We start from the raw sequence: 17,789 nt of genomic DNA, 5'->3' as shown, positions 1-17,789 counted from the left end.
GGCAGGCTCCTCTCCTCACGGGCTTGCGCCATCACAGCAGCACGCTTCCGCCGTTGGCCGGATCGTCCGCGGCGACGGCGGAGTACGCGGCGGCCAGCAGAGCGGGGTCCGGTCCCTCGAGACGGCCCGGTTTGGCCAGCCCGTCGAGCACGACGAACCGCAGCACACCCGAACGCGTTTTCTTGTCGCCGCGCATGGTTTCCAGCAGTTGCGGCAGTGCGTCGGCGTCGTATGTCGTTGGCAGACCGAGAAGTTTGAGCACCTTGGCGTGCCGCTCGGCGGTCGCGTCGTCCAGCCGGCCCGCGAGGCGCGCCAGCTCGGCGGCGAAAACGAGACCGACGCTCACCGCCGCACCGTGCCGCCACCGGTACCGTTCGCGGCGCTCGATCGCGTGACCGAGGGTGTGGCCATAGTTGAGGATCTCGCGCAGGTCCGATTCGCGCAGGTCGGCGGCGACGACGTCGGCCTTCACCTGGATCGACCGGCGGACCAGCTCACCCAGCACCTCACCGGCGGGATCCACCGCGGCCGCGGGGTCGCGCTCGATCAGGTCGAGGATGTGCGGATCGGCGATGAACCCGGCCTTGACCACCTCGGCCATGCCGGCGACGAGTTCGTTGCGCGGCAAGGTTTCCAGCGTCGCGAGGTCGACCAGAACCGCGCTGGGCTCGTGGAAGACACCCACCAGGTTCTTGCCGGCTTCGGTGTTGATGCCGGTCTTGCCACCGACGGCGGCGTCGACCATGCCGAGCAGCGTGGTGGGCACGTTGACCAGCCGCACGCCGCGCATCCACGTACCCGCGACGAACCCGGCGAGGTCCGTCACCGCTCCGCCGCCGAGACCGACGACGACACCACGCCGGTCGAGCCCGATCCGCCCGAGTACCTCCCAGCAGAAGCTGGCGACCGACAACGCCTTGCCGTCCTCGGCGTCGGGAATCTCGACTCGGTGCGCGTCGAGCCCCGCGGCGGCCAACTCGTCACGCGTCGCCTCGGCGGTCGCGGTGAGTGTCGGCGGATGGATCAGGGCGATTTTCGAGGCATCGCGCACGGCCTCGGTCAGGTCGCCCAGCAGACCGCGCCCGATCACGACGTCGTACGGCCGCGCGGTCTTCACGCCGATCCGTACCGGCTCGGTCACTTCGTGTTCTCCAGATTCTTGCTCAGCTCGGCGGCGATGACCGTGACGATCTCGTCCGGCGTGCGATCATCGGTGGCGACCTCGATGGTCGCGACCTCGCGGTACACCGGCAGCCGCGCTTCGAGGAGGGACTTGTAGGTGGCGCGCGGGTTCACACCGGCCAGCAGCGGACGCGCCGTGGACAGCCCGACACGCCTCACCCCGGCCGCGAAGCCGATATTGAGGAACACGACGGGATGGCCACGCAGCCGTTCCCGCGTCGCGGTGGACAGCACCGCACCACCGCCGACGGACAGCACACCGCCGTGTTCGGTCAGCGCCTCGGCGATCACCGACTCCTCCAGCGCACGGAACGTGGGCTCACCGTCGGTGGCGAAGATGTCCGCGATCGTGCGGCCGGTGCGCAGCACGATGTCGTCGTCACTGTCACGGAAGGGCACGCCGAGACGTTCGGCGAGACGTGGGCCGACCGTGCTCTTGCCCGAGCCCGGCGGGCCCGCGACCACGATGCAGGGTTTCACCAGCGTTCCTCCAGCGCCTTGAGGTAAGCCTCGGCGTTGCGCTTGGTCTCCGGCAGTGAGTCACCGCCGAACTTCTCCAGCGCGGCATCGGCCACCACGAGGGCGACGACCGATTCGAGCACCACACCGGCCCGCGGCACCGCACACACATCGGAACGCTGGTGGATCGCCACGGCGGGCTCCCCCGTTGCGACGTCCACTGTGGACAGCGCCTTGGGCACGGTGGAGATCGGCTTCATCGCCACCCGCACCCGCAGCGGCTCGCCGTTGGTGATGCCACCTTCAAGGCCACCAGCGCGGTTGGAGCGACGCGTGACGCCCACCGGCCCGGTGCCGCGGTCGATCTCGTCGTGCGCCTGACTGCCCCACCGCTGGGCGGTGGTGAACCCGTCGCCGATCTCGACGCCCTTCATGGCCTGCACACCCATCAGCGCACCGGCGAGCCGCGCGTCGAGGCGACGGTCCCAGTGCACGTGCGAGCCGAGCCCCGGCGGCAGGCCGTAGACGATCACCTCGATCACGCCGCCGACGGTGTCTCCCGCCTTGCGCACGGCATCCACCTCGGCGACCATCGCGTCGGTGGCTTCCTGACCGAAGGCACGCACGGGGCTCTCGTCGATCGCCGCGAGGTCCCCGGGCTGGGGCAGCGGCCCCTCGGGCGCCTGGGCCCGCCCGATCGAAACGACGTGGCTGATGATCTCGGCACCGAGCAACTGCCGCAGGAAGGCCCGCGCGACCGTGCCGAGCGCCGTGCGGGAAGCGGTCTCCCGCGCGCTCGCCCGCTCCAGCACCGGACGTGCCTCGTCGAAGCCGTACTTCTGCATACCGGGCAGGTCCGCATGGCCGGGACGGGGCCGGGTCAGCGGCTCGTTGCGGGCAAGACCGGCCAGCTCAGCCGGGTCGACCGGATCGGCGGCCATGACCTTTTCCCATTTCGGCCACTCCGCGTTCTCGATCTGCACCGCGATCGGGCCGCCCTGAGTGACGCCATGCCGGACGCCGCCGAGGAAGTCGATGTGATCGGTCTCGAAGCCCATGCGCGGGCTCCGGCCGAACCCGAGCCGCCGACGAGCGAGTTGCTCGCCCACCTCGGCGGTGGTGACCTCGACCCCGGCCACCATCCCCTCCAGCACGGCCGCCAATGCGGGTCCGTGCGATTCACCAGCGGTTATCCAGCGCAACACCACCTTACGATCCTGTCACGTCGCCGTTCGCGCGAGTCAAGCGCCCGTCCCCACCTCCCCTGCGGTGGCGGGGAACACCGTCACGAGCCACGACGCGAGCAGTAGGCCGGGTCCGTGCGGAACGCCGTCTCGCCATCGGCGCGCCCTCGTGAGCAGCAGAGTGACCAGCGAGGCCACGAGCGCGCCGAGGATCAGGGCCGCGCAGCTCACCGCCCCCAATACCGCGCCGAGCACGCCCGCGAGCTTGACGTCTCCGCCGCCGAGTGAGCGTCGCGACAGCGCGTGGATCATCAGGTGCAGCCCACCGAACACCACCGCGGCCGCGAGCGCACGCAGCATCAGACCCATGCCTGGTCCGGTAAGGCCCGCGATGACGAGCGCGACTCCCGCTGCCGGGTACGCGGGCAGAGTCAGGACGTTGGGCAGGCGGCGGTGCCGGATGTCAGCCACGAAGAGCGGCACCGCGAACAACGTCACCAGCAGTGGCACCGGCAGCCACCACGACGGCAAGCTACCGGACACGCACCGCCAGGCCACGAGTGCGCACAACAGGCCGGTGCTCACCGCGACGGGCATGGTGGGAACGGGCGCGGGCGCGCGGGCGCGGCTCAGCGCGAATGAGGTCAGCAGGCCGGCGGCGGCGCCGGACAGCAGTGTGATGAGCAGAAGTCCCCAGGTCATGGCGTTAGCCTTGCGGGTTGTGAACCGGGGCCGCAAGAACGGGTTTTTGCGAGTGGCCCGTTCGCACGGGTTTGAGGTGAGGTTCGCTCGATCGGGGTGGGGCCGGTGGTGCGGTCAGGGTTCGGGTCGGTGGTCGGGTGGTCGGGTCGGTCGGGTGGTGATCGGGCCGGTGAGGGTGCGGTGCATGCGACGGGAAGGCAGCCGGTCTGCGGGGGTCGCCGCCAGGCAGTCGGCTGGCAGCCCGCCACTGACGTTGCCGTAGGCACGACGGCGAGAGAGCCGGGCCGTCCGGTGGCGGCGAAGCAGGGGCGGTGACGGCCCGTCAGCGGGCGGCCAGACCGTCAACGGGCGGCCAGACCGTCAACGGGCGGCCAGACCGGCGGCAGGTGGACAGCCCGTGCGGCGGACGGCCCACATCACCGAAAACACCGCCCCAGGCGCGCACTCCTGCGGGAGGGACCGCAGCCCCGATCACGGGCTCCAGCGCAGCAACGGCAATCCCGCCGTGGAGCGGATCTCCAGGGCCTGGATCTCCCCCGGTGCGAGTTCCGTGTCCAGCGTCAGTTTGGCCTCGTGGTTGGGGTCGGCCCACCACGTCGCCAGCTGCGCCTCGCGGCCGTCACGGCGCACCGCCACCAGCACGTAGTCCGCGCCGTAGGACGCACCCTTGTACTCGCACGACATGTCGACCCGCGAGCCACCCGAGACGGCTGCCACCGCGGCCGTCGCCTGCACCGGGAAGGAACCGAGCGGAGTCATGGCCGTCCCGACCGAACCGTCCCCCGTCACCGGCAGCACGATCGCCACCGCGACCGCCGCCGCGGCCACCGCGCCGACCACCGCCGTGGTGAGCGTGCGCCGCCGCCGGAGCCGCCGCACGTCGTTCAGCATCGAGGGCAGCAAACCGTCCGGTGGCTCCTCCGTCTCCACCATCTCGGGTGTCACCTGCGACAACAGCCCCGGCAGCCCGGCCAGCTCCTGCACCGACCGCGCGCACTCCGGGCATTCCTTCACGTGCGCCTCGAACGCCGCCCGGTCTTCGGGGGACAACGCGCCCAGCACGTACGCCGCGTCGTAGGTCTCGAACGGATCCGCTGGTCTGCTCACTGGGTCACCCCCCGTTCCTCCAAAGCCAGCCGCAAGGCCCGCAATGCGTAGTGCGTTCTCGATTTCACCGTGCCGGGCGCGATCCCGAGCCGCTTCGCCGCGTCAGCGACCGAGTAGCCCTGGAAGAAGCACAGTCCCAGCACCTCGCGGTGCGCCGCCGACAGCTCCGACAACGCCTCGGCGACCAGCCAGCCCTGCAAAGCCCGCTCCGTCCCGTCGGGCAGCGGTATCTCCGGCGGGCTGTCCGTGCTGACCTCGGACCGCGCCGCCGCCGACCGCCAGCCGTCGATCGCGATCCGCCGCGCCACCGTGAACAACCACGCCCTGGCCGAGCCCTGCGACTGGTCGAGCACCCTGGGATGCTTCCAGGCCCGCAGCAGGGTTTCCTGCACGACGTCCTCTGCCTGCGCCCGGTCGCCACTGGTCAGTTTGAGCGCGTAGGACCAGAGCGCCGCCGCATGATCCTCATGCAGCGCACGCATCAACTCGTCCTCCGCGGCCCCTTTCATACCCGGGCGACCGCCCTGGGACGGCTGCGCACCTGCGCGAGCAGCAGCGCGATACCGAACACGACGCACCCGGCCTCGGTCACCACGCCCCACACCTCGGACGCCATCTTGAACTGCTCATGCACCCCGAACAGCCCGGCCGGGGTGAGCGAGACGAGATACGCGACGAGGGTGACGGCGCCGAATCCGATCGCCGCCAGCGCCGGCAGCCAGTGGTGCCAGGCCAGCACGGCGAGCGCGATCACCACCCCCGCGACGACGTTGACCAGGAACAACGGCCCAATGGTCTGGATATCGGAGAAACCCTGGTTGGCCCACAGGTCATAGTGCACCCAAGCCGATCCCAGCAGGCCCAGGATCACCAGAACTCGCAGCAACCACGCGGTCATGACCGGCCCCTCCTTGCCGTGGAAACCGTACAACGACTCCACGAGGCGCCACCCGATTCGGTTCAATCCGCAATCACCTTGAACCGATCAGGGGGCCGGATCGTGTCTTTGACCATGACTGCTGAAACACCCACCCGCCGTACCGTCCTGACCACCGGGGTCGCCGTGGCCGGCGCAGCGGCCGGCACGGTCGTCCTCGCAGCCTGCGGCAGCTCCGGCTCGGGCTCGTCCTCCGGCTCGAGCGGCGGCTCGTCCGCCGCCCCGGCGCCCGCCGGCACCACGGTCGCGACGCTGTCCGACATCACCGTCGGCCAGTGCAAGTCCGTCAAGGTCAACGGCCAGGACGCCATCGTGGCCCGCCCGACGGAGACGACGGCCGCCTGCTTCAGCGCCATCTGCACCCACGCGGGCTGCACCGTCCAGCCGGACGGCTCGGAACTGAAGTGCCCGTGCCACGGCTCGGTCTTCAACGCGCTGACCGGTGCCGTCGAGAAGGGACCGGCGTCGACCGCGCTGCCCTCGATCCCGGTGAAGGTCGACGGCCAGAACGTCGTGACGGCCTGACTCAGTCCCAGACGAACAGCTGCTCACCGGCGACAACGGGGCCACCGGTGGGCAGCCCCGACAACGACCCCGCCTGCGCGTCCAGCGCGACCACCGGCACGACAGCCGAATAGCCGGCCGCCCGCACCGTCTCCGGGTTCCAGCCGATCAGCGGCTGGCCCGCCCGCACCGTCTCGCCCTTGACCACGTGCAGGGTGAAGCCCTCCCCCTGCTGCTTGACGGTGTCGATGCCGAGGTGCACCAGCACCCCCTTGCCGTCCTCGCCCGCGATCACGAACGCGTGCGGGTGCAGGGTCACCACGGTGCCCGCGATCGGCGCGAGCGCGTCCTGCTCGCCGCCCTCGGGTTCCACGGCGACCCCGGGACCCACCATCGACTGCGCGAACACCGGGTCCGGCACGTCGGCCATCGGCACCGCCGCGCCGGTCGCCGGGCTCGCGACCGTCGTGCTCACAGCAGGTCCTGGATATCGCTCGCGATCGTGTCGGCCTCCGGCCCGACCACGACCTGCACCACGGACCCCATCTTCATCACGCCGACCGCGCCGGCGCTCTTGAGCGCGGCCTCGTCGATGACCGAGCCGTCCTCCAGCTCGCACCGCAGCCGCGTGATGCAGCCTTCGATCTCGATGATGTTCTCCGCGCCGCCCAGCGCGGCGAGAATCCGCTCCGGCCTGTCGTCTGCCACTGCGGTCTCCTTCTCTCTCGTCCGAACACGAACCCGTAACGGTGGTTGACACCTCGCCGGGTAGCGGAGCATTCTGCCCCATCAAGAAATGGTCTAGACCGGAACGTACCAATCTTCGGCGCCCGGGGCGAGTCCCGGAAACCGAGCCGAAACAAAGGAGGTGACATGCCCGCACCCAACGTCACCTCTGACCGTGTGGTGGACGGCCCGACGCCGAAACACGCCCAGCTGCGCGAAATCCTGCGCCGCTCGATCGAGCGCGAACTACCGCCCGGCTCCCCCATTCCCTCCGAACGGGAACTGGCCGAACGCTACGAGGTCTCCCGGCTCACCGTGCGCTCGGCGATCGGCAAGCTCGTCGAGGAAGGCCTGCTCACCAGGGCCCGTGGCAAGGGCACGTTCACCGCCGCGCGCCGGATGGAACTGCAGCTCTACCTCATGTCGTTCACCGACGACATGCGCCGGCGCGGACTGGTCCCGACCACCGAGGTGCTCGACCGCACGACCGAAATCCCGCCCGCCACCACCGCCTCCGCGCTCGGTCTCGGCCACGGCAGGCCCGCCTACCGGCTCGTCCGGCTCCGGCGCGCCGACGGTGTCCCGCTGGCGCTGGAACGTGGCTGGTACCACCCGGCGCGGGTGCCTGAGCTGCTCGATCTGGACCTCACCGCCTCGCTGTACGAGCAGATCGCACGGCATCACGGCGTCCGCTTCGACCACGCGCGGCAGACCGTGTGGGCCGAAGTGGCCGACCGCGAAACGGCGCGGCTGCTCGGCATTCGCGCGGGCAGCCCGCTGCTGGCCTTCCGCCGGATCTCCACCACGCGTGGTGAACCGGTGGAGGACATCACGTCCTGGTACCGGGCCGACCGGTACCAGGTGTCCATGGATCTCGACCCCGCACTCCCCACCACCCGACACGGAGGTATGCCGTGACCACGACCACCGCGGAAGGAACGAAGGGCAAGCGCCCGGGCCTGGCCGGGCTGCAACGGTTCGGCCGCAGCCTGATGCTGCCCATCGCGACCCTGCCCGCCGCCGGCCTGCTCAACCGGCTGGGGCAGGACGACATGCTCGGCCGCTGGGACGCGACCAAGAAGGTCGCGGCCGTGTTCGCCGCCGCGGGCGGTGGCCTGTTCGACTGGCTGCCGCTGCTGTTCGCGGTGGGCATCGCGGTCGGTTTCGCCCGCCGCGGCGACGGCTCGACCGGTGTGGCCGCCGCCGTCGGGTTCGTCGTGTTCAACAAGGTCGTGCAGGTGTTCGCCCCCATCAACGAGATGCAGGGCTTCAAGGAAGGCTGGTACCTGCAGCCGATCAAGTGGCCCTACAGCGTGCTGGGCGGCATCGTCGTCGGGCTCGTGACCGCCGCGCTGTGGCAGCGGTTCCACCGCGTCAAGCTCCCGCCGTACCTGGCGTTCTTCGGGGGCAGGCGGTTCGTGCCGATCATCAACTCGCTCGCCCTGCTGGTGCTGGGCGTGGTGTTCGGCCTGATCTTCCCCGTGGTCGACAACGGCATGCAGCACCTCGGCAACGCGGTGACCGGCGACGCGGTCATCGGTGGCGGCGCCTACGGCCTGCTCAACCGGCTGCTCCTGCCGGTCGGCCTGCACCAGCTGATCAACGTGCCGGTGTGGTTCATCTTCAAGGGCGGAGACATCAACAACTTCTTCGCCGGTGACCCGAACGCGGGCGCGTTCACCACGGGCTTCTTCCCGATCTTCATGTTCGCGCTGCCCGCCGCCGCGCTCGCGATCTGGCGTACCGCCAAGCCGGCCCAGAAGAAGATCGTCGGCGGCATCATGATCTCCGCGGCGCTGACCTCGTTCCTGACCGGCGTCACCGAGCCGATCGAGTTCGCGTTCATGTTCGTGGCGTGGCCGCTGTACCTGATCCACGCCGTGCTGACCGGTATCTCGCTGGCCATCTGCAACGCACTGGACATCCACCTCGGGTTCTCCTTCTCCGCCGGCGCGATCGACTTCGCTCTGAACTCCGGGGCGAAGGCGGCCCACAACGCCTGGCTGCTGATCCCCATCGGCTTGGTGTACGCGGTGATCTACTACTTCCTGTTCACCTGGGTGATCAAGAAGTGGAACCTGCGCACACCCGGCCGCGAGGACGAGGGCAGCGAAGCCGGGGACACCTCGGCCTGACGCGAGGACCTTCCGACGTGGCGTCCGGACCGGGCGCCACGTCGTAGGGTGTCGGCGTGGACAGTGTGCGTGCGGTGAGTGAGTGGCCTGTGGACAACGCGGCCGTGGCGGTCGTGGGGGCCGACGGCGAGGTGCTCGCCTCCTACGGGGCTGCGGAACGTACCTACCGGCTGGCCTCGGTGTCGAAGCTGCTCACCGCGTACACGGCGCTGATCGCGCTCGAAGAAGGCGTCGCCGAGCTGGACACCCCGGCAGGTCCGGACGGCTCGACGGTCCGGCATCTGCTCGCACACACCTCGGGACTCGCGTTCGACGAGCACAAGGTCGTGGCGCGGCCCGGCACGCGCAGGCTCTACTCCAACGCCGGGTTCGAGCAGCTCGCGGACGCGCTCGCCGAGCATTCCGGCATCCCGTTCGCCGACTACCAGCGCGAGGCGCTGTTCGGCCCGCTGCGCCTGCGTTCGACCGAACTCGACGGCTCCCCTGCGGCGGGGATCGTGTCCACACTGGACGATTTGATCGTCTTCGCCGGCGAGCTGCAGCGGCCGAGGTTGCTCGCGCCCGGAACGCTGGCCGAGGCGACTTCGGTCGTGTTTCCCGGGCTCAACGGAGTGCTTCCGGGGTTCGGGCACCAGAAACCCAACGACTGGGGCCTTGGCTTCGAGATCAGGGACGGCAAGAGTCCACACTGGACAGGCGCGAACAGCTCCCCGCGCACCTTCGGCCACTTCGGACAGTCGGGAACCTTTCTGTGGGTGGACCCGGACGCGGGCGCCGCGTGCGTGGCGCTGACCGACCGGAACTTCGGCCCGTGGGCGGCGGAAACGTGGCCCGCGTTCACCGATTCGGTGCTCGCGCAGCTCTGAAACAGATACTCAGCAATTTAGCGACTTTCGTCGGGTCCGCCCCAGGTTAGCGTTTTCCTGGTCGCGCACAGTCCGCGCGACTTCATAACCTGTGGGGGGTCTCCGTCGTCATGCGCAAGTCTCGAATACTGCTGCTGGCCGCCTTGCTGCTGTCGCTGGTCGTCACCGGCACGGCACAGGCCTCGGCGCGGCCGTTGGTGGTGGGCGGCGGCAATGCCGGCCAGGGTCAGTTCCCGTGGATGGTGCGGCTTTCGATGGGGTGTGGTGGCGCACTGGTCGCGGCGAAGGTCGTGCTCACCGCCGCGCATTGCGTCGACCGCACCGGCGGCGACACCGGTATCACCGCGACGCTCGGCAAGGTCGACCTGCGGGGCAGCGGCGGCGAGTCGGTCAAGTCCACCTACGTCTACCGCAGCCCGGAGTACGCGAGTACCGGAGCGCGGGACTGGGCGCTGATCGAACTGGCAACCGCACCGTCGGCACCGCAGCTCGCCTTCGCCGCGCCCGGCGACACGTCGCTGAACAGCGGGAACCTGACGATCATGGGATGGGGATCGACCACCGAGGGCGGCGGGCAGTCGCGGTATCTCAAGTACGCGACGGTCCCGTTCGTGCCGGACGCGACCTGCCAGAAGGCCTACGGCGAGGACTTACACCCCGCCTACGAGCTGTGCGCCGGCTACGCCGAGGGCGGCGTGGACACCTGCCAGGGCGACTCCGGCGGCCCCATGGTCAAACAGGACGCGGCGGGCCGCTGGGTCGAGGTCGGCATCGTCAGCTGGGGCCAGGGCTGCGCCGAGAAGGGCTACTACGGCGTGTACGGCGAGGTGCAATCCTTCTCCGGCGACATCTCCGACCGGATCGGCTCCGGCGGCACGATCGTCAGGTAGTCATCACCCGCACCGGCGCACCGGCCTGGTAGGCGGCGATGTCCTCGACCGCGTCGCGGTAGAAGGTCTCGTACGTCTCGCGGGTCACGTAGCCGAGGTGCGGGGTGAGCGTCACGTTCGGCAGCTCGCGCAACGGATGACCGGCGGGCAGCGGCTCGACGTCGTAGACGTCCAGCGCCGCTCCCCCGATCTCCTTGTCCCGCAGTGCTTTCAGCAGCGCGGCCTCGTCGACGATGGGTCCGCGTGAGGTGTTCACCAGCAGCGCGCCGGATTTCATCAGGCCGAGCTCGGCGGCACCGACGAGACCATGCGTGCGGCGGCTGAGCACCAGGTGCACCGAGAGCACATCGGAGCGGGCGAACAAGTCCTCTTTGGACACTGCGGTGACACCGTGCTCGGCCGCCCGTTCCGCGGTCAGGTTCTGGCTCCAGGCAATGGTTTCCATGCCGAACGCCTGACCGACCTTGGCCACCCGCGAACCGAGACGCCCCAGCCCCAGCAGGCCGAGGGTCTTGCGGTCCAGCGTCGTGCCGACCGTGGTCTGCCAGCCGCCCTCGCGCATCGCGGGCAGTTCGACCGTGAGGTTGCGCATCGCGGCCAGGATCAGCGCCCAGGTGTGCTCGGACGTCGGCGAGGAGAAATAGCCCGTTCCGCACACCGTGACACCGTGCTCCGCCGCGGCCTTCAGGTCGATCGCCGCGTTGCGGGGACCGGTGCTGACCAGCAGTTTCAGGTCCGGCAGGCGAGCGAACAGCTCGGCGGGGAAGCGGGTGCGTTCGCGCATCGCGACCACGACCTCGGCCCCGGCCAGCCGCCGCACCAGCTCGTCCTGATCGCCGAGGTAGGTGGTGAACACCTCGATCTCGGCACCGAGCGAGTCCCAGTCGGCGAAGCTGAGTGCGACGTTCTGGTAGTCATCGAGGATCGCGATCTTCACGCTGACGACGGTACCCCGCCCGGCCGAGGATCTCGTCGACGACACCGTTCTTGGCGTCGGCGTAGTTCTGGATGTACTTCCAGGTGCGCGCGGCGAGCTCGCGCTTGGTGTGCGCGTACAGCTCGCGATCGGAGTCGTCGGCACGCAAGTGATCCCGGAACGTGAGGCACCGCTCGATTTCGGCGCAACCGGGCGAATAGACGTGCAGGTTCACGTTCGTGTCCGGGCCCTTGAGCGCACGGTGCTCGTGCCACTGCGGCTCACGGATCACCAGCCGGTAGCCCGCCGCCTCGAGAGCGGGCAGATACGCCGCTTCGTCACCGGAATCGGGCACGACGAGCAGCACGTCGATGATCGGTTTGGCGCACAGTCCCGGCACCGACGTGGAGCCGATGTGCTCGAGCAGTACGACGCGCTCCCCCAGCACCGAGCGGATGCGGGCCGCCTCCCGTTCATAGAGCGACGGCCAGCGCGGGTTGTACTCGGCGAGGGTCACCGTCGAGTTCAGCACCGGTGCTTCATCGACCCAAGCCGCCTGGATCTCGTCCTCCCGGTAGGCGGTGCGGTCACGTTTCGGCATGACTGTCCCTTCTCGAAGGCAGTCGGCCAACGTAACTCAGGACACCGGCAGCGACAACACGTTTTTCGTCGCCTCGCGCAACGCGTCGCGCATCGCCTCGCGCGGGGCCGCCTGGCCGGTGAACTGCTCGACCTGGCCGAAAGCCTGGTGCAGCAGCATGTCCAGCCCGGTGGCCACGCGCCCGCCGCGCGCCAGCACCGCTTCGGCCAGCGGCGTCGGCCACGGGTGGTAGATGACGTCGAGCACGCATGCGGCCGCCGCCAGGTCCGCGGCGTGCTCCTCGATCGCGGCCGGTGGCACGGTGCTGACCAGCACCGACGCATCGGCCGCCACCTTCGCGAAGTCGACCTCCGCCCAGGTGAGCACCTCGACCGCGATGCCTGCCCGGTTGGCCGCGGTCACCGTTTCGGCCGCCCGCTCCGCATTCCGCACGACCAGCCGCGCCAGCGGGATGCCCAGTTCGGCGAACGCGATCACCGCGGCCGAGGCCGTACCGCCACCGCCGAGGATGACCCCCACCGCGGCGGATCCGGTGAATCCGCCGGCGAATCGCAGCGCGCCCGTCACGCCATCCACGTCCGTGCAGTCCGCGGCCCAGCCGGAATCCCTGCGTACCAACGTGTTCGCCACCCCGGCCGCGACCGCTCGCGGCGTGGCCTGACCGGCCAGTTCCAGCGCGGCGCGCTTGCCCGGCATGGTCACCGAGAACCCGACCCAGTCCGGGCCCGCCGCGCGCACCAGCGCGGGCAGCCCGGCCTCGTCGACCTCGATCCGCTCGTAGGTCCAGTCGCTCAGCCCCAGCGCGGCGTAGGCGGCGCGGTGCAGCACCGGTGACAGGGAATGCGCCACCGGTTTGCCGAGCACCGCCGCTTTAGAAGGCACCGCGCTGCCTCGCCAGTGCGATGTTCTGCTGGTGCTCGGCTTGCGTCGTGGCGAAACACGACAGCCCGTTCTTCTCGCATTTGACGAAGAACACCCAGTCGCCGTCGGCGGGCTGCAGCGCGGCCTGGATCGCGTTCGCGCTCGGCGAGCCGATCGGCGTCGGCGGCAGACCGCTGTTGACGTAGGTGTTGTACGGATCGGGCCGGGCACGGTCGGCGTCAGTGGTGGTCACGACCGGCTTGTCCAGCAGGTAGTTCACCGTCGAGTCCAGCTGCAGCCGCATGTTCTTGCCCAGCCGGTTGTAGATCACCCGCGCGATCTTCTCGAAATCCTGGTTGACGCCCTCGCGTTCGATGAGCGAGGCGATCACCAGCAGGTGATAGGGATCCTGCCCCTGCGCGCTGGTGGACGCGCCGATCCCGGCGGCCTGGATCTTCGTCGCCGAGCTCTTGAGCACGTAGCCGAGCAGGTCCTGGGCGGACCAGCCGGGCTTCACGTCGTACACGCCCGGCGCGATCAGGCCCTCGATCCGGCGCGGATCGGTGCTCTTGGCCGCGATGTCCGCGGCCCACGCCGGCACGCCCATTCCGGCGAGGTCCGCGGTGCCCGCCAGCTTGCGCAGATCGCCGGTCTGCACGCAGGTGCTCTGCCCGTTGAGATCGGCACAGGAAGCCTTGGACAGCAACGAGAACACGCCGGGCGTGACGGTGCCGTCGGGCTGGGTGATGTCGTCGAGCTGGGTGCCGGCCCGGACCTGGAGCACGCCGACGCGTGACTCGGGCTGGGTCAGCTTCGCGACCGCGGCCGAGCCGGACATGTGCGTCTTCACGACGTAGTAGCCGGGCTGCAGGCTCAGCACGTTCGAGTTGTCCGCGCTGGCCTTGACGAACGCCTTCGAGCTCGCCACCACACCGGCGTTCTTGAGCGCGGTCCCGATCGCATTGGTCGAGTCGCCCTGGCCGATCTCGATCACGACGTCGGAATCGCCGGTGCCGGGGTAGTCGTCGTAGCCGAAGATCGCCGAGATACCGACCCACGCACCACCGGCGATCAGCCCCAGCACCGTGAGCGCGATCAGCCACCGCAGCGGTTTCGAGCGCTTCTTCTTGGTGCGCGCCCGTTTCCGAGGCGGTTCGTCGTCGTCCCCGGCTCCGATGTACTCCGGTTCGGCACGCTCGTCGTCGGCGTAGCCGTCCTCGAAGCCCTCGAAGTCGTCTTCGGCGTAGTAGTCGTCTTCGTAGTAGTCGTCCTCGACCGGAGCGAGGATTTCGGTCGGGCTCTCGTCCGGCGGGATCTGCCTCGGCCGCCGGGGCCGCGCCGGGCGCTGTGTCCGGTCGTCGAACAGGTCGAGCCCGTGATCCCTGGCCTGCGGGTGCCGGACGGGCGGACGGCGCGCCGGCGGCGGCTCGGGTGGCGCCTGGCGGGCGTGCCGGGGTGGCTGGTTGCGAGGCGGCGGGGTGCGCGGCGGCATCGGCTGCGGCGGCGGGCCCGCCGGGCGGCGTCTGCGGCCGCCGGGGGGCGGCGGAGGAGGAAGGTCTCGGCTCACGATCGGCCCTCTCGCGCCAGGTAAGCGGAACGCCCGTCGAGCCAGCCCTGCAGGATCTCGACCGCGGCGGCCTGGTCGACCACCGCGCGCTGCTTGCGTCCCTTCACGCCCCGCTGGGACAGCATGCGGGCGGCACTGACGGTGGTCAACCGTTCGTCGGCCAACCGTACCGGGATCGGAGCGACCCGCTCCGCGATCTTGTCCGCATAGGCAACGGCGATCTCCGCGGCCGGCCCGTGCCGGTCCGCGAGCGTCCTCGGCAGACCCACGATCACCTCCACCACATTGTGTTCGGAGACGAGCCCGGCCAGCTGATCGAGATCACTGTCGCTGCGAACATCACGCGACAGGGTAACCAGAGGAGTGGCGAGCATGGGGGCGGGATCGCTCAGTGCGATGCCGACGCGCACGGAGCCCACGTCAACGGCGAGGCGTCGTCCCGGCCCGGGATCGTTCTCCCCGGGCCGGTCCGCGGAACGCTGCGTCACCCCGAGACGACCGCGTCTCGCAGCGCGGTGACTGCCTGCTCGATACCGGCGGGGTTTGTACCGCCGCCCTGTGCCATGTCGGGCTTGCCGCCGCCGCGGCCACCGACGGCCGGGGCGAACGCGGGCACCAGCTTGCCCGCCGCGACCCCCTTGTCCCGCGCGGCCGCGGTGGTGGCGACGACGAAGCTCACCTTCTCGCCCTGCGGCGCGAACAACGCGACCACACCCGGACGCGAGCCGAGGCGGTTGCGCACCTCCATCGCCAGCGCGCGCAGCCCGCCGGCGTCGATCTCGCCGTCGATCTTCTCCGCGACGAGCGAGACACCGCCGGCGTCGGTGGCCTTGTCCGCCAGCGACGAGGCCGAACCGAGCACCTGCTGGGTGCGCAGCTGCTCGATCTCCTTCTCCGCGTTGCGCAGGCGGGTCAGCACGTCCTCGATCCGGGACGGCAGCTCGGCCGTCGGCACCTTGAACGTGTTCGCCAGCTGCGAAACCATCAACTGTTCCCTGCGGACGTGCCGGAGCGCGTCCGTGCCGACCAGCGCCTCGACACGGTGCACGCCCGAGCCGATCGAGGAGTCGCTGACCAGCTTCACCAGGCCGAGCTCGCCGATGCGGCCGACATGGGTGCCACCGCACAGCTCACGCGAGTAGTCGCCCATGTCCACGACCCGGACGTCGTTGCCGTACTTCTCGCCGAACAACGCGATCGCGCCCAGTTCGAGCGCCTTGTCCTTGGTGGTGGTGTAGGACTGCACCTCGACGTCGGTCTGCAGGTAGCCGTTGACCTCCTCCTCGACCTCGGTGAGGATGTCCGCCGACACCGGGCCGGGCGTGGTGAAGTCGAACCGCATGCGGCCCGGCGAGTTCAGCGAACCCGCCTGCGCCGCGCGGCGGCCGTACGCGCCGCGGACGGCCGCGTGCACCAGGTGCGTGGCCGAGTGCGAACGCGCGATCGAGGACCGGCGCGTCGCGTCGACCGACCCGGTGACCTCGGTGTCCAGCGCGATCTCGCCCTCGGTGACCTCGACGCGGTGCAGCCACAGGCCGGGCACGATCTTCTGCACGTCGACGACCTTGGCCTCGCCGCCCGAGCCGATCAGCACGCCGGTGTCGGCGACCTGGCCACCGCTTTCGGCGTAGAACGGGGTGCGGTCCAGGATCAGCTCCGCCTTCTCGCCCTCGCGCACGACGGGCACGCCCTGGCCGTCCTTGAGCAGGCCGATCACCTTCGACGTGGACTGCAGATCGGTGTAGCCGAGGAAGCCGGTCTCGCCGTGGCGCTCCAGCAGATCCCGGTACACCGACAGGTCGCCGTGGCCCTTCTTGCGGGCGGCCGCGTCGGCTTTCGCGCGCTGACGCTGCTCCTCCATGAGGGTGCGGAAGCCGTCCTCGTCCACGGACAGGCCCTGCTCCGCCGCCATCTCCAGGGTCAGGTCGATCGGGAAGCCGTAGGTGTCGTGCAACTGGAAGGCTCGGTCGCCCGCGAGCACGTCGCCGCCGGACTTCTTCGTCTCCTCCGCCGCGAGGTCGAAGATGCGCGAACCGCTGGTCAGCGTGGCGAGGAAGGCCTCTTCCTCGGCGCGCATGACGTCGCTGATGCGGTCGAAGTCGCGCGCGATCTCCGGGTACGACGGCGACATCGCGTCGCGCACGACCTTCGCGAACTCCGGCAGCACCGGCTCGTGCACGCCCAGCAGGCGCACCGAGCGCACGATGCGGCGCAGCAGGCGCCGCAGCACGTATCCGCGTGCCTCGTTGCCCGGGGTCACGCCGTCGCCGATCAGCATCACGCCGGAACGGGCGTGGTCGGCGATGACGCGGAAGCGGACGTCGTCGGTGTGGTCGGCTCCGTAGCGGCGGCCGGAGAACTCCTCGGCCTTCGCGATCACCGGGCGCACCAGATCGGTCTCGTAGACGTTCTCCACGCCCTGCAGCAGGTAGGCGACGCGCTCGACGCCCATGCCGGTGTCGATGTTCTTCTTGGGCAGCTCACCGATCGGCGGGTGGCCGTACTTCGGGCTCTGCTCACCCCGGATGTCCTGCATGAACACCAGGTTCCAGATCTCGAGGTAGCGGTCCTCGTCCACGACAGGGCCACCGTCGCGGCCGAACTCGGGGCCGCGGTCGTAGTAGATCTCCGAGCAGGGGCCGCCGGGACCGGGCACGCCCATGTCCCAGTAGTTGTCCCTGCCGTCGCGGGCCTGGATGCGCTCGGACGGGATGCCGGCCACCTTCTGCCACAGGCCCGCCGCTTCCGAGTCGTGCTCGTAGACGGTGACCCAGATGCGGCTCGGGTCGAAGCCGAAACCGCCGTCGTCCTGGGACTTGGTGATCAGCTCCCAGGCGTGGCCGATCGCGCCTTCCTTGAAGTAGTCGCCGAAGGAGAAGTTCCCGGCCATCTGGAAGAACGTGTTGTGCCGCGTGGTCTTGCCGACCTCGTCGATGTCGCCGGTGCGCACGCACTTCTGGATGCTGGTCGCGCGCGGGTACGGCGGGGGCACCTCACCGAGGAAGTACGGCTTGAACTGGACCATGCCCGCGTTGACGAACAACAGCGTCGGGTCGTCCAGGATCAGCGACGCGCTGGGCACCTTGGTGTGGCCGCGGCTTTCGAAATGGTCGAGAAAGCGTTTGTTGATCTCGTGTGTTTCCACTGATCTT

General features: G+C 69.9%; 20 protein-coding genes. 5 read left to right on the top strand and 15 right to left on the bottom strand.

The window, feature by feature from the left end; all coding sequences use genetic code 11:
• Window positions 1-31: 31 nt before the first annotated feature.
• From aroB to HFP15_RS12400, 7 genes are all read right to left on the bottom strand, one after another.
• Entirely contained in the window at window positions 32-1,141 is a 1,110-nt protein-coding gene (gene aroB / locus HFP15_RS12430) for a 3-dehydroquinate synthase (protein WP_168514846.1), read from the bottom strand.
• Window positions 1,138-1,662, bottom strand: coding sequence for a shikimate kinase (locus HFP15_RS12425; RefSeq protein ID WP_312871558.1), 525 nt, complete (start codon window positions 1,660-1,662; stop codon window positions 1,138-1,140). Before HFP15_RS12425 ends, aroB begins: the two co-directional genes overlap by 4 nt.
• On the bottom strand, window positions 1,659-2,846 hold the full coding sequence (gene aroC / locus HFP15_RS12420) for a chorismate synthase (RefSeq protein WP_168514844.1): 1,188 nt from the start codon (window positions 2,844-2,846) through the stop codon (window positions 1,659-1,661). The genes HFP15_RS12425 and aroC overlap by 4 nt, the downstream gene beginning before the upstream one ends.
• A 36-nt stretch (window positions 2,847-2,882) precedes the next feature.
• Window positions 2,883-3,527, bottom strand: a complete 645-nt coding sequence (locus tag HFP15_RS12415; protein ID WP_168514842.1) for a prepilin peptidase — start codon at window positions 3,525-3,527, stop codon at window positions 2,883-2,885.
• Window positions 3,528-3,998: 471 nt separating this feature from the next.
• Complete coding sequence (locus HFP15_RS12410) at window positions 3,999-4,634, bottom strand: anti-sigma factor family protein (RefSeq protein WP_168514840.1); 636 nt, start codon at window positions 4,632-4,634, stop codon at window positions 3,999-4,001.
• A complete protein-coding gene (locus HFP15_RS12405; RefSeq protein ID WP_168514838.1) occupies window positions 4,631-5,143 on the bottom strand; it encodes a sigma-70 family RNA polymerase sigma factor in 513 nt (170 codons plus the stop codon). The genes HFP15_RS12410 and HFP15_RS12405 overlap by 4 nt, the downstream gene beginning before the upstream one ends.
• Window positions 5,140-5,532 carry a hypothetical protein gene (locus HFP15_RS12400; RefSeq protein ID WP_168515090.1) on the bottom strand — a complete coding sequence of 131 codons (393 nt, stop codon included), beginning with the start codon at window positions 5,530-5,532 and terminating at the stop codon, window positions 5,140-5,142. Before HFP15_RS12400 ends, HFP15_RS12405 begins: the two co-directional genes overlap by 4 nt.
• Window positions 5,533-5,646: 114 nt before the next feature.
• Here HFP15_RS12400 and HFP15_RS12395 point away from each other — a divergent pair, with 114 nt between their 5' ends.
• Window positions 5,647-6,096: a QcrA and Rieske domain-containing protein gene (locus tag HFP15_RS12395; protein ID WP_168514836.1), complete on the top strand. Its 450-nt coding sequence runs from the start codon at window positions 5,647-5,649 to the stop codon at window positions 6,094-6,096.
• A 1-nt stretch (window position 6,097) separates the two neighbouring features.
• Here the strand turns inward: HFP15_RS12395 and HFP15_RS12390 are convergent, their stop codons facing one another.
• Both HFP15_RS12390 and HFP15_RS12385 read right to left on the bottom strand, forming a co-directional pair.
• Entirely contained in the window at window positions 6,098-6,550 is a 453-nt protein-coding gene (locus HFP15_RS12390; protein ID WP_168514834.1) for a PTS sugar transporter subunit IIA, read from the bottom strand.
• Window positions 6,547-6,783 (bottom strand): PTS sugar transporter subunit IIB, encoded by a 237-nt coding sequence (locus HFP15_RS12385; RefSeq protein WP_168514832.1) that lies wholly within the window; start codon window positions 6,781-6,783, stop codon window positions 6,547-6,549. Before HFP15_RS12385 ends, HFP15_RS12390 begins: the two co-directional genes overlap by 4 nt.
• Before the next feature lie 165 nt (window positions 6,784-6,948).
• Here HFP15_RS12385 and HFP15_RS12380 point away from each other — a divergent pair, with 165 nt between their 5' ends.
• The 4 genes from HFP15_RS12380 (at window position 6,949) to HFP15_RS12365 (ending at window position 10,692) form a co-directional block, all read left to right on the top strand.
• Window positions 6,949-7,719 (top strand): GntR family transcriptional regulator, encoded by a 771-nt coding sequence (locus tag HFP15_RS12380; RefSeq protein WP_168514830.1) that lies wholly within the window; start codon window positions 6,949-6,951, stop codon window positions 7,717-7,719.
• On the top strand, window positions 7,716-8,936 hold the full coding sequence (locus tag HFP15_RS12375; protein ID WP_312871557.1) for a PTS transporter subunit EIIC: 1,221 nt from the start codon (window positions 7,716-7,718) through the stop codon (window positions 8,934-8,936). The genes HFP15_RS12380 and HFP15_RS12375 overlap by 4 nt, the downstream gene beginning before the upstream one ends.
• A gap of 56 nt (window positions 8,937-8,992) precedes the next feature.
• Window positions 8,993-9,802, top strand: coding sequence for a serine hydrolase domain-containing protein (locus HFP15_RS12370; protein ID WP_168514828.1), 810 nt, complete (start codon window positions 8,993-8,995; stop codon window positions 9,800-9,802).
• 110 nt (window positions 9,803-9,912) lie between these two features.
• Complete coding sequence (locus HFP15_RS12365) at window positions 9,913-10,692, top strand: S1 family peptidase (RefSeq protein WP_168514826.1); 780 nt, start codon at window positions 9,913-9,915, stop codon at window positions 10,690-10,692.
• On the opposite strand, the gene HFP15_RS12360 is transcribed toward HFP15_RS12365, so the two are convergent.
• From HFP15_RS12360 to alaS, 6 genes are read right to left on the bottom strand one after another with little or no spacing between them, the layout of a single operon-like run.
• Complete coding sequence (locus HFP15_RS12360) at window positions 10,685-11,629, bottom strand: D-2-hydroxyacid dehydrogenase family protein (RefSeq protein ID WP_168514824.1); 945 nt, start codon at window positions 11,627-11,629, stop codon at window positions 10,685-10,687. The genes HFP15_RS12365 and HFP15_RS12360 overlap by 8 nt on opposite strands.
• Window positions 11,607-12,209, bottom strand: a complete 603-nt coding sequence (locus tag HFP15_RS12355) for a GrpB family protein (RefSeq protein WP_168514822.1) — start codon at window positions 12,207-12,209, stop codon at window positions 11,607-11,609. The genes HFP15_RS12360 and HFP15_RS12355 overlap by 23 nt, the downstream gene beginning before the upstream one ends.
• 36 nt (window positions 12,210-12,245) lie before the next feature.
• The gene (locus tag HFP15_RS12350; protein WP_312871567.1) at window positions 12,246-13,073 is read right to left on the bottom strand and encodes a shikimate dehydrogenase; all 828 of its coding nucleotides are present in this window, start codon (window positions 13,071-13,073) and stop codon (window positions 12,246-12,248) included.
• A gap of 7 nt (window positions 13,074-13,080) precedes the next feature.
• Complete coding sequence (mltG, locus tag HFP15_RS42725) at window positions 13,081-14,637, bottom strand: endolytic transglycosylase MltG (protein ID WP_312871556.1); 1,557 nt, start codon at window positions 14,635-14,637, stop codon at window positions 13,081-13,083.
• Window positions 14,634-15,125, bottom strand: coding sequence for a Holliday junction resolvase RuvX (ruvX, locus tag HFP15_RS12340; RefSeq protein WP_168514818.1), 492 nt, complete (start codon window positions 15,123-15,125; stop codon window positions 14,634-14,636). Before ruvX ends, mltG begins: the two co-directional genes overlap by 4 nt.
• A complete protein-coding gene (alaS, locus tag HFP15_RS12335) occupies window positions 15,122-17,782 on the bottom strand; it encodes an alanine--tRNA ligase (protein ID WP_168514816.1) in 2,661 nt (886 codons plus the stop codon). The genes ruvX and alaS overlap by 4 nt, the downstream gene beginning before the upstream one ends.
• Window positions 17,783-17,789 lie beyond the last annotated feature (7 nt).

Source organism: Amycolatopsis acididurans (genome assembly GCF_012328925.1).
Classification (GTDB): domain Bacteria; phylum Actinomycetota; class Actinomycetes; order Mycobacteriales; family Pseudonocardiaceae; genus Amycolatopsis_E; species Amycolatopsis_E acididurans.
Note: the sequence above shows the minus strand (reverse complement) of the source record. Positions and strands in the feature narration are given on the sequence as shown.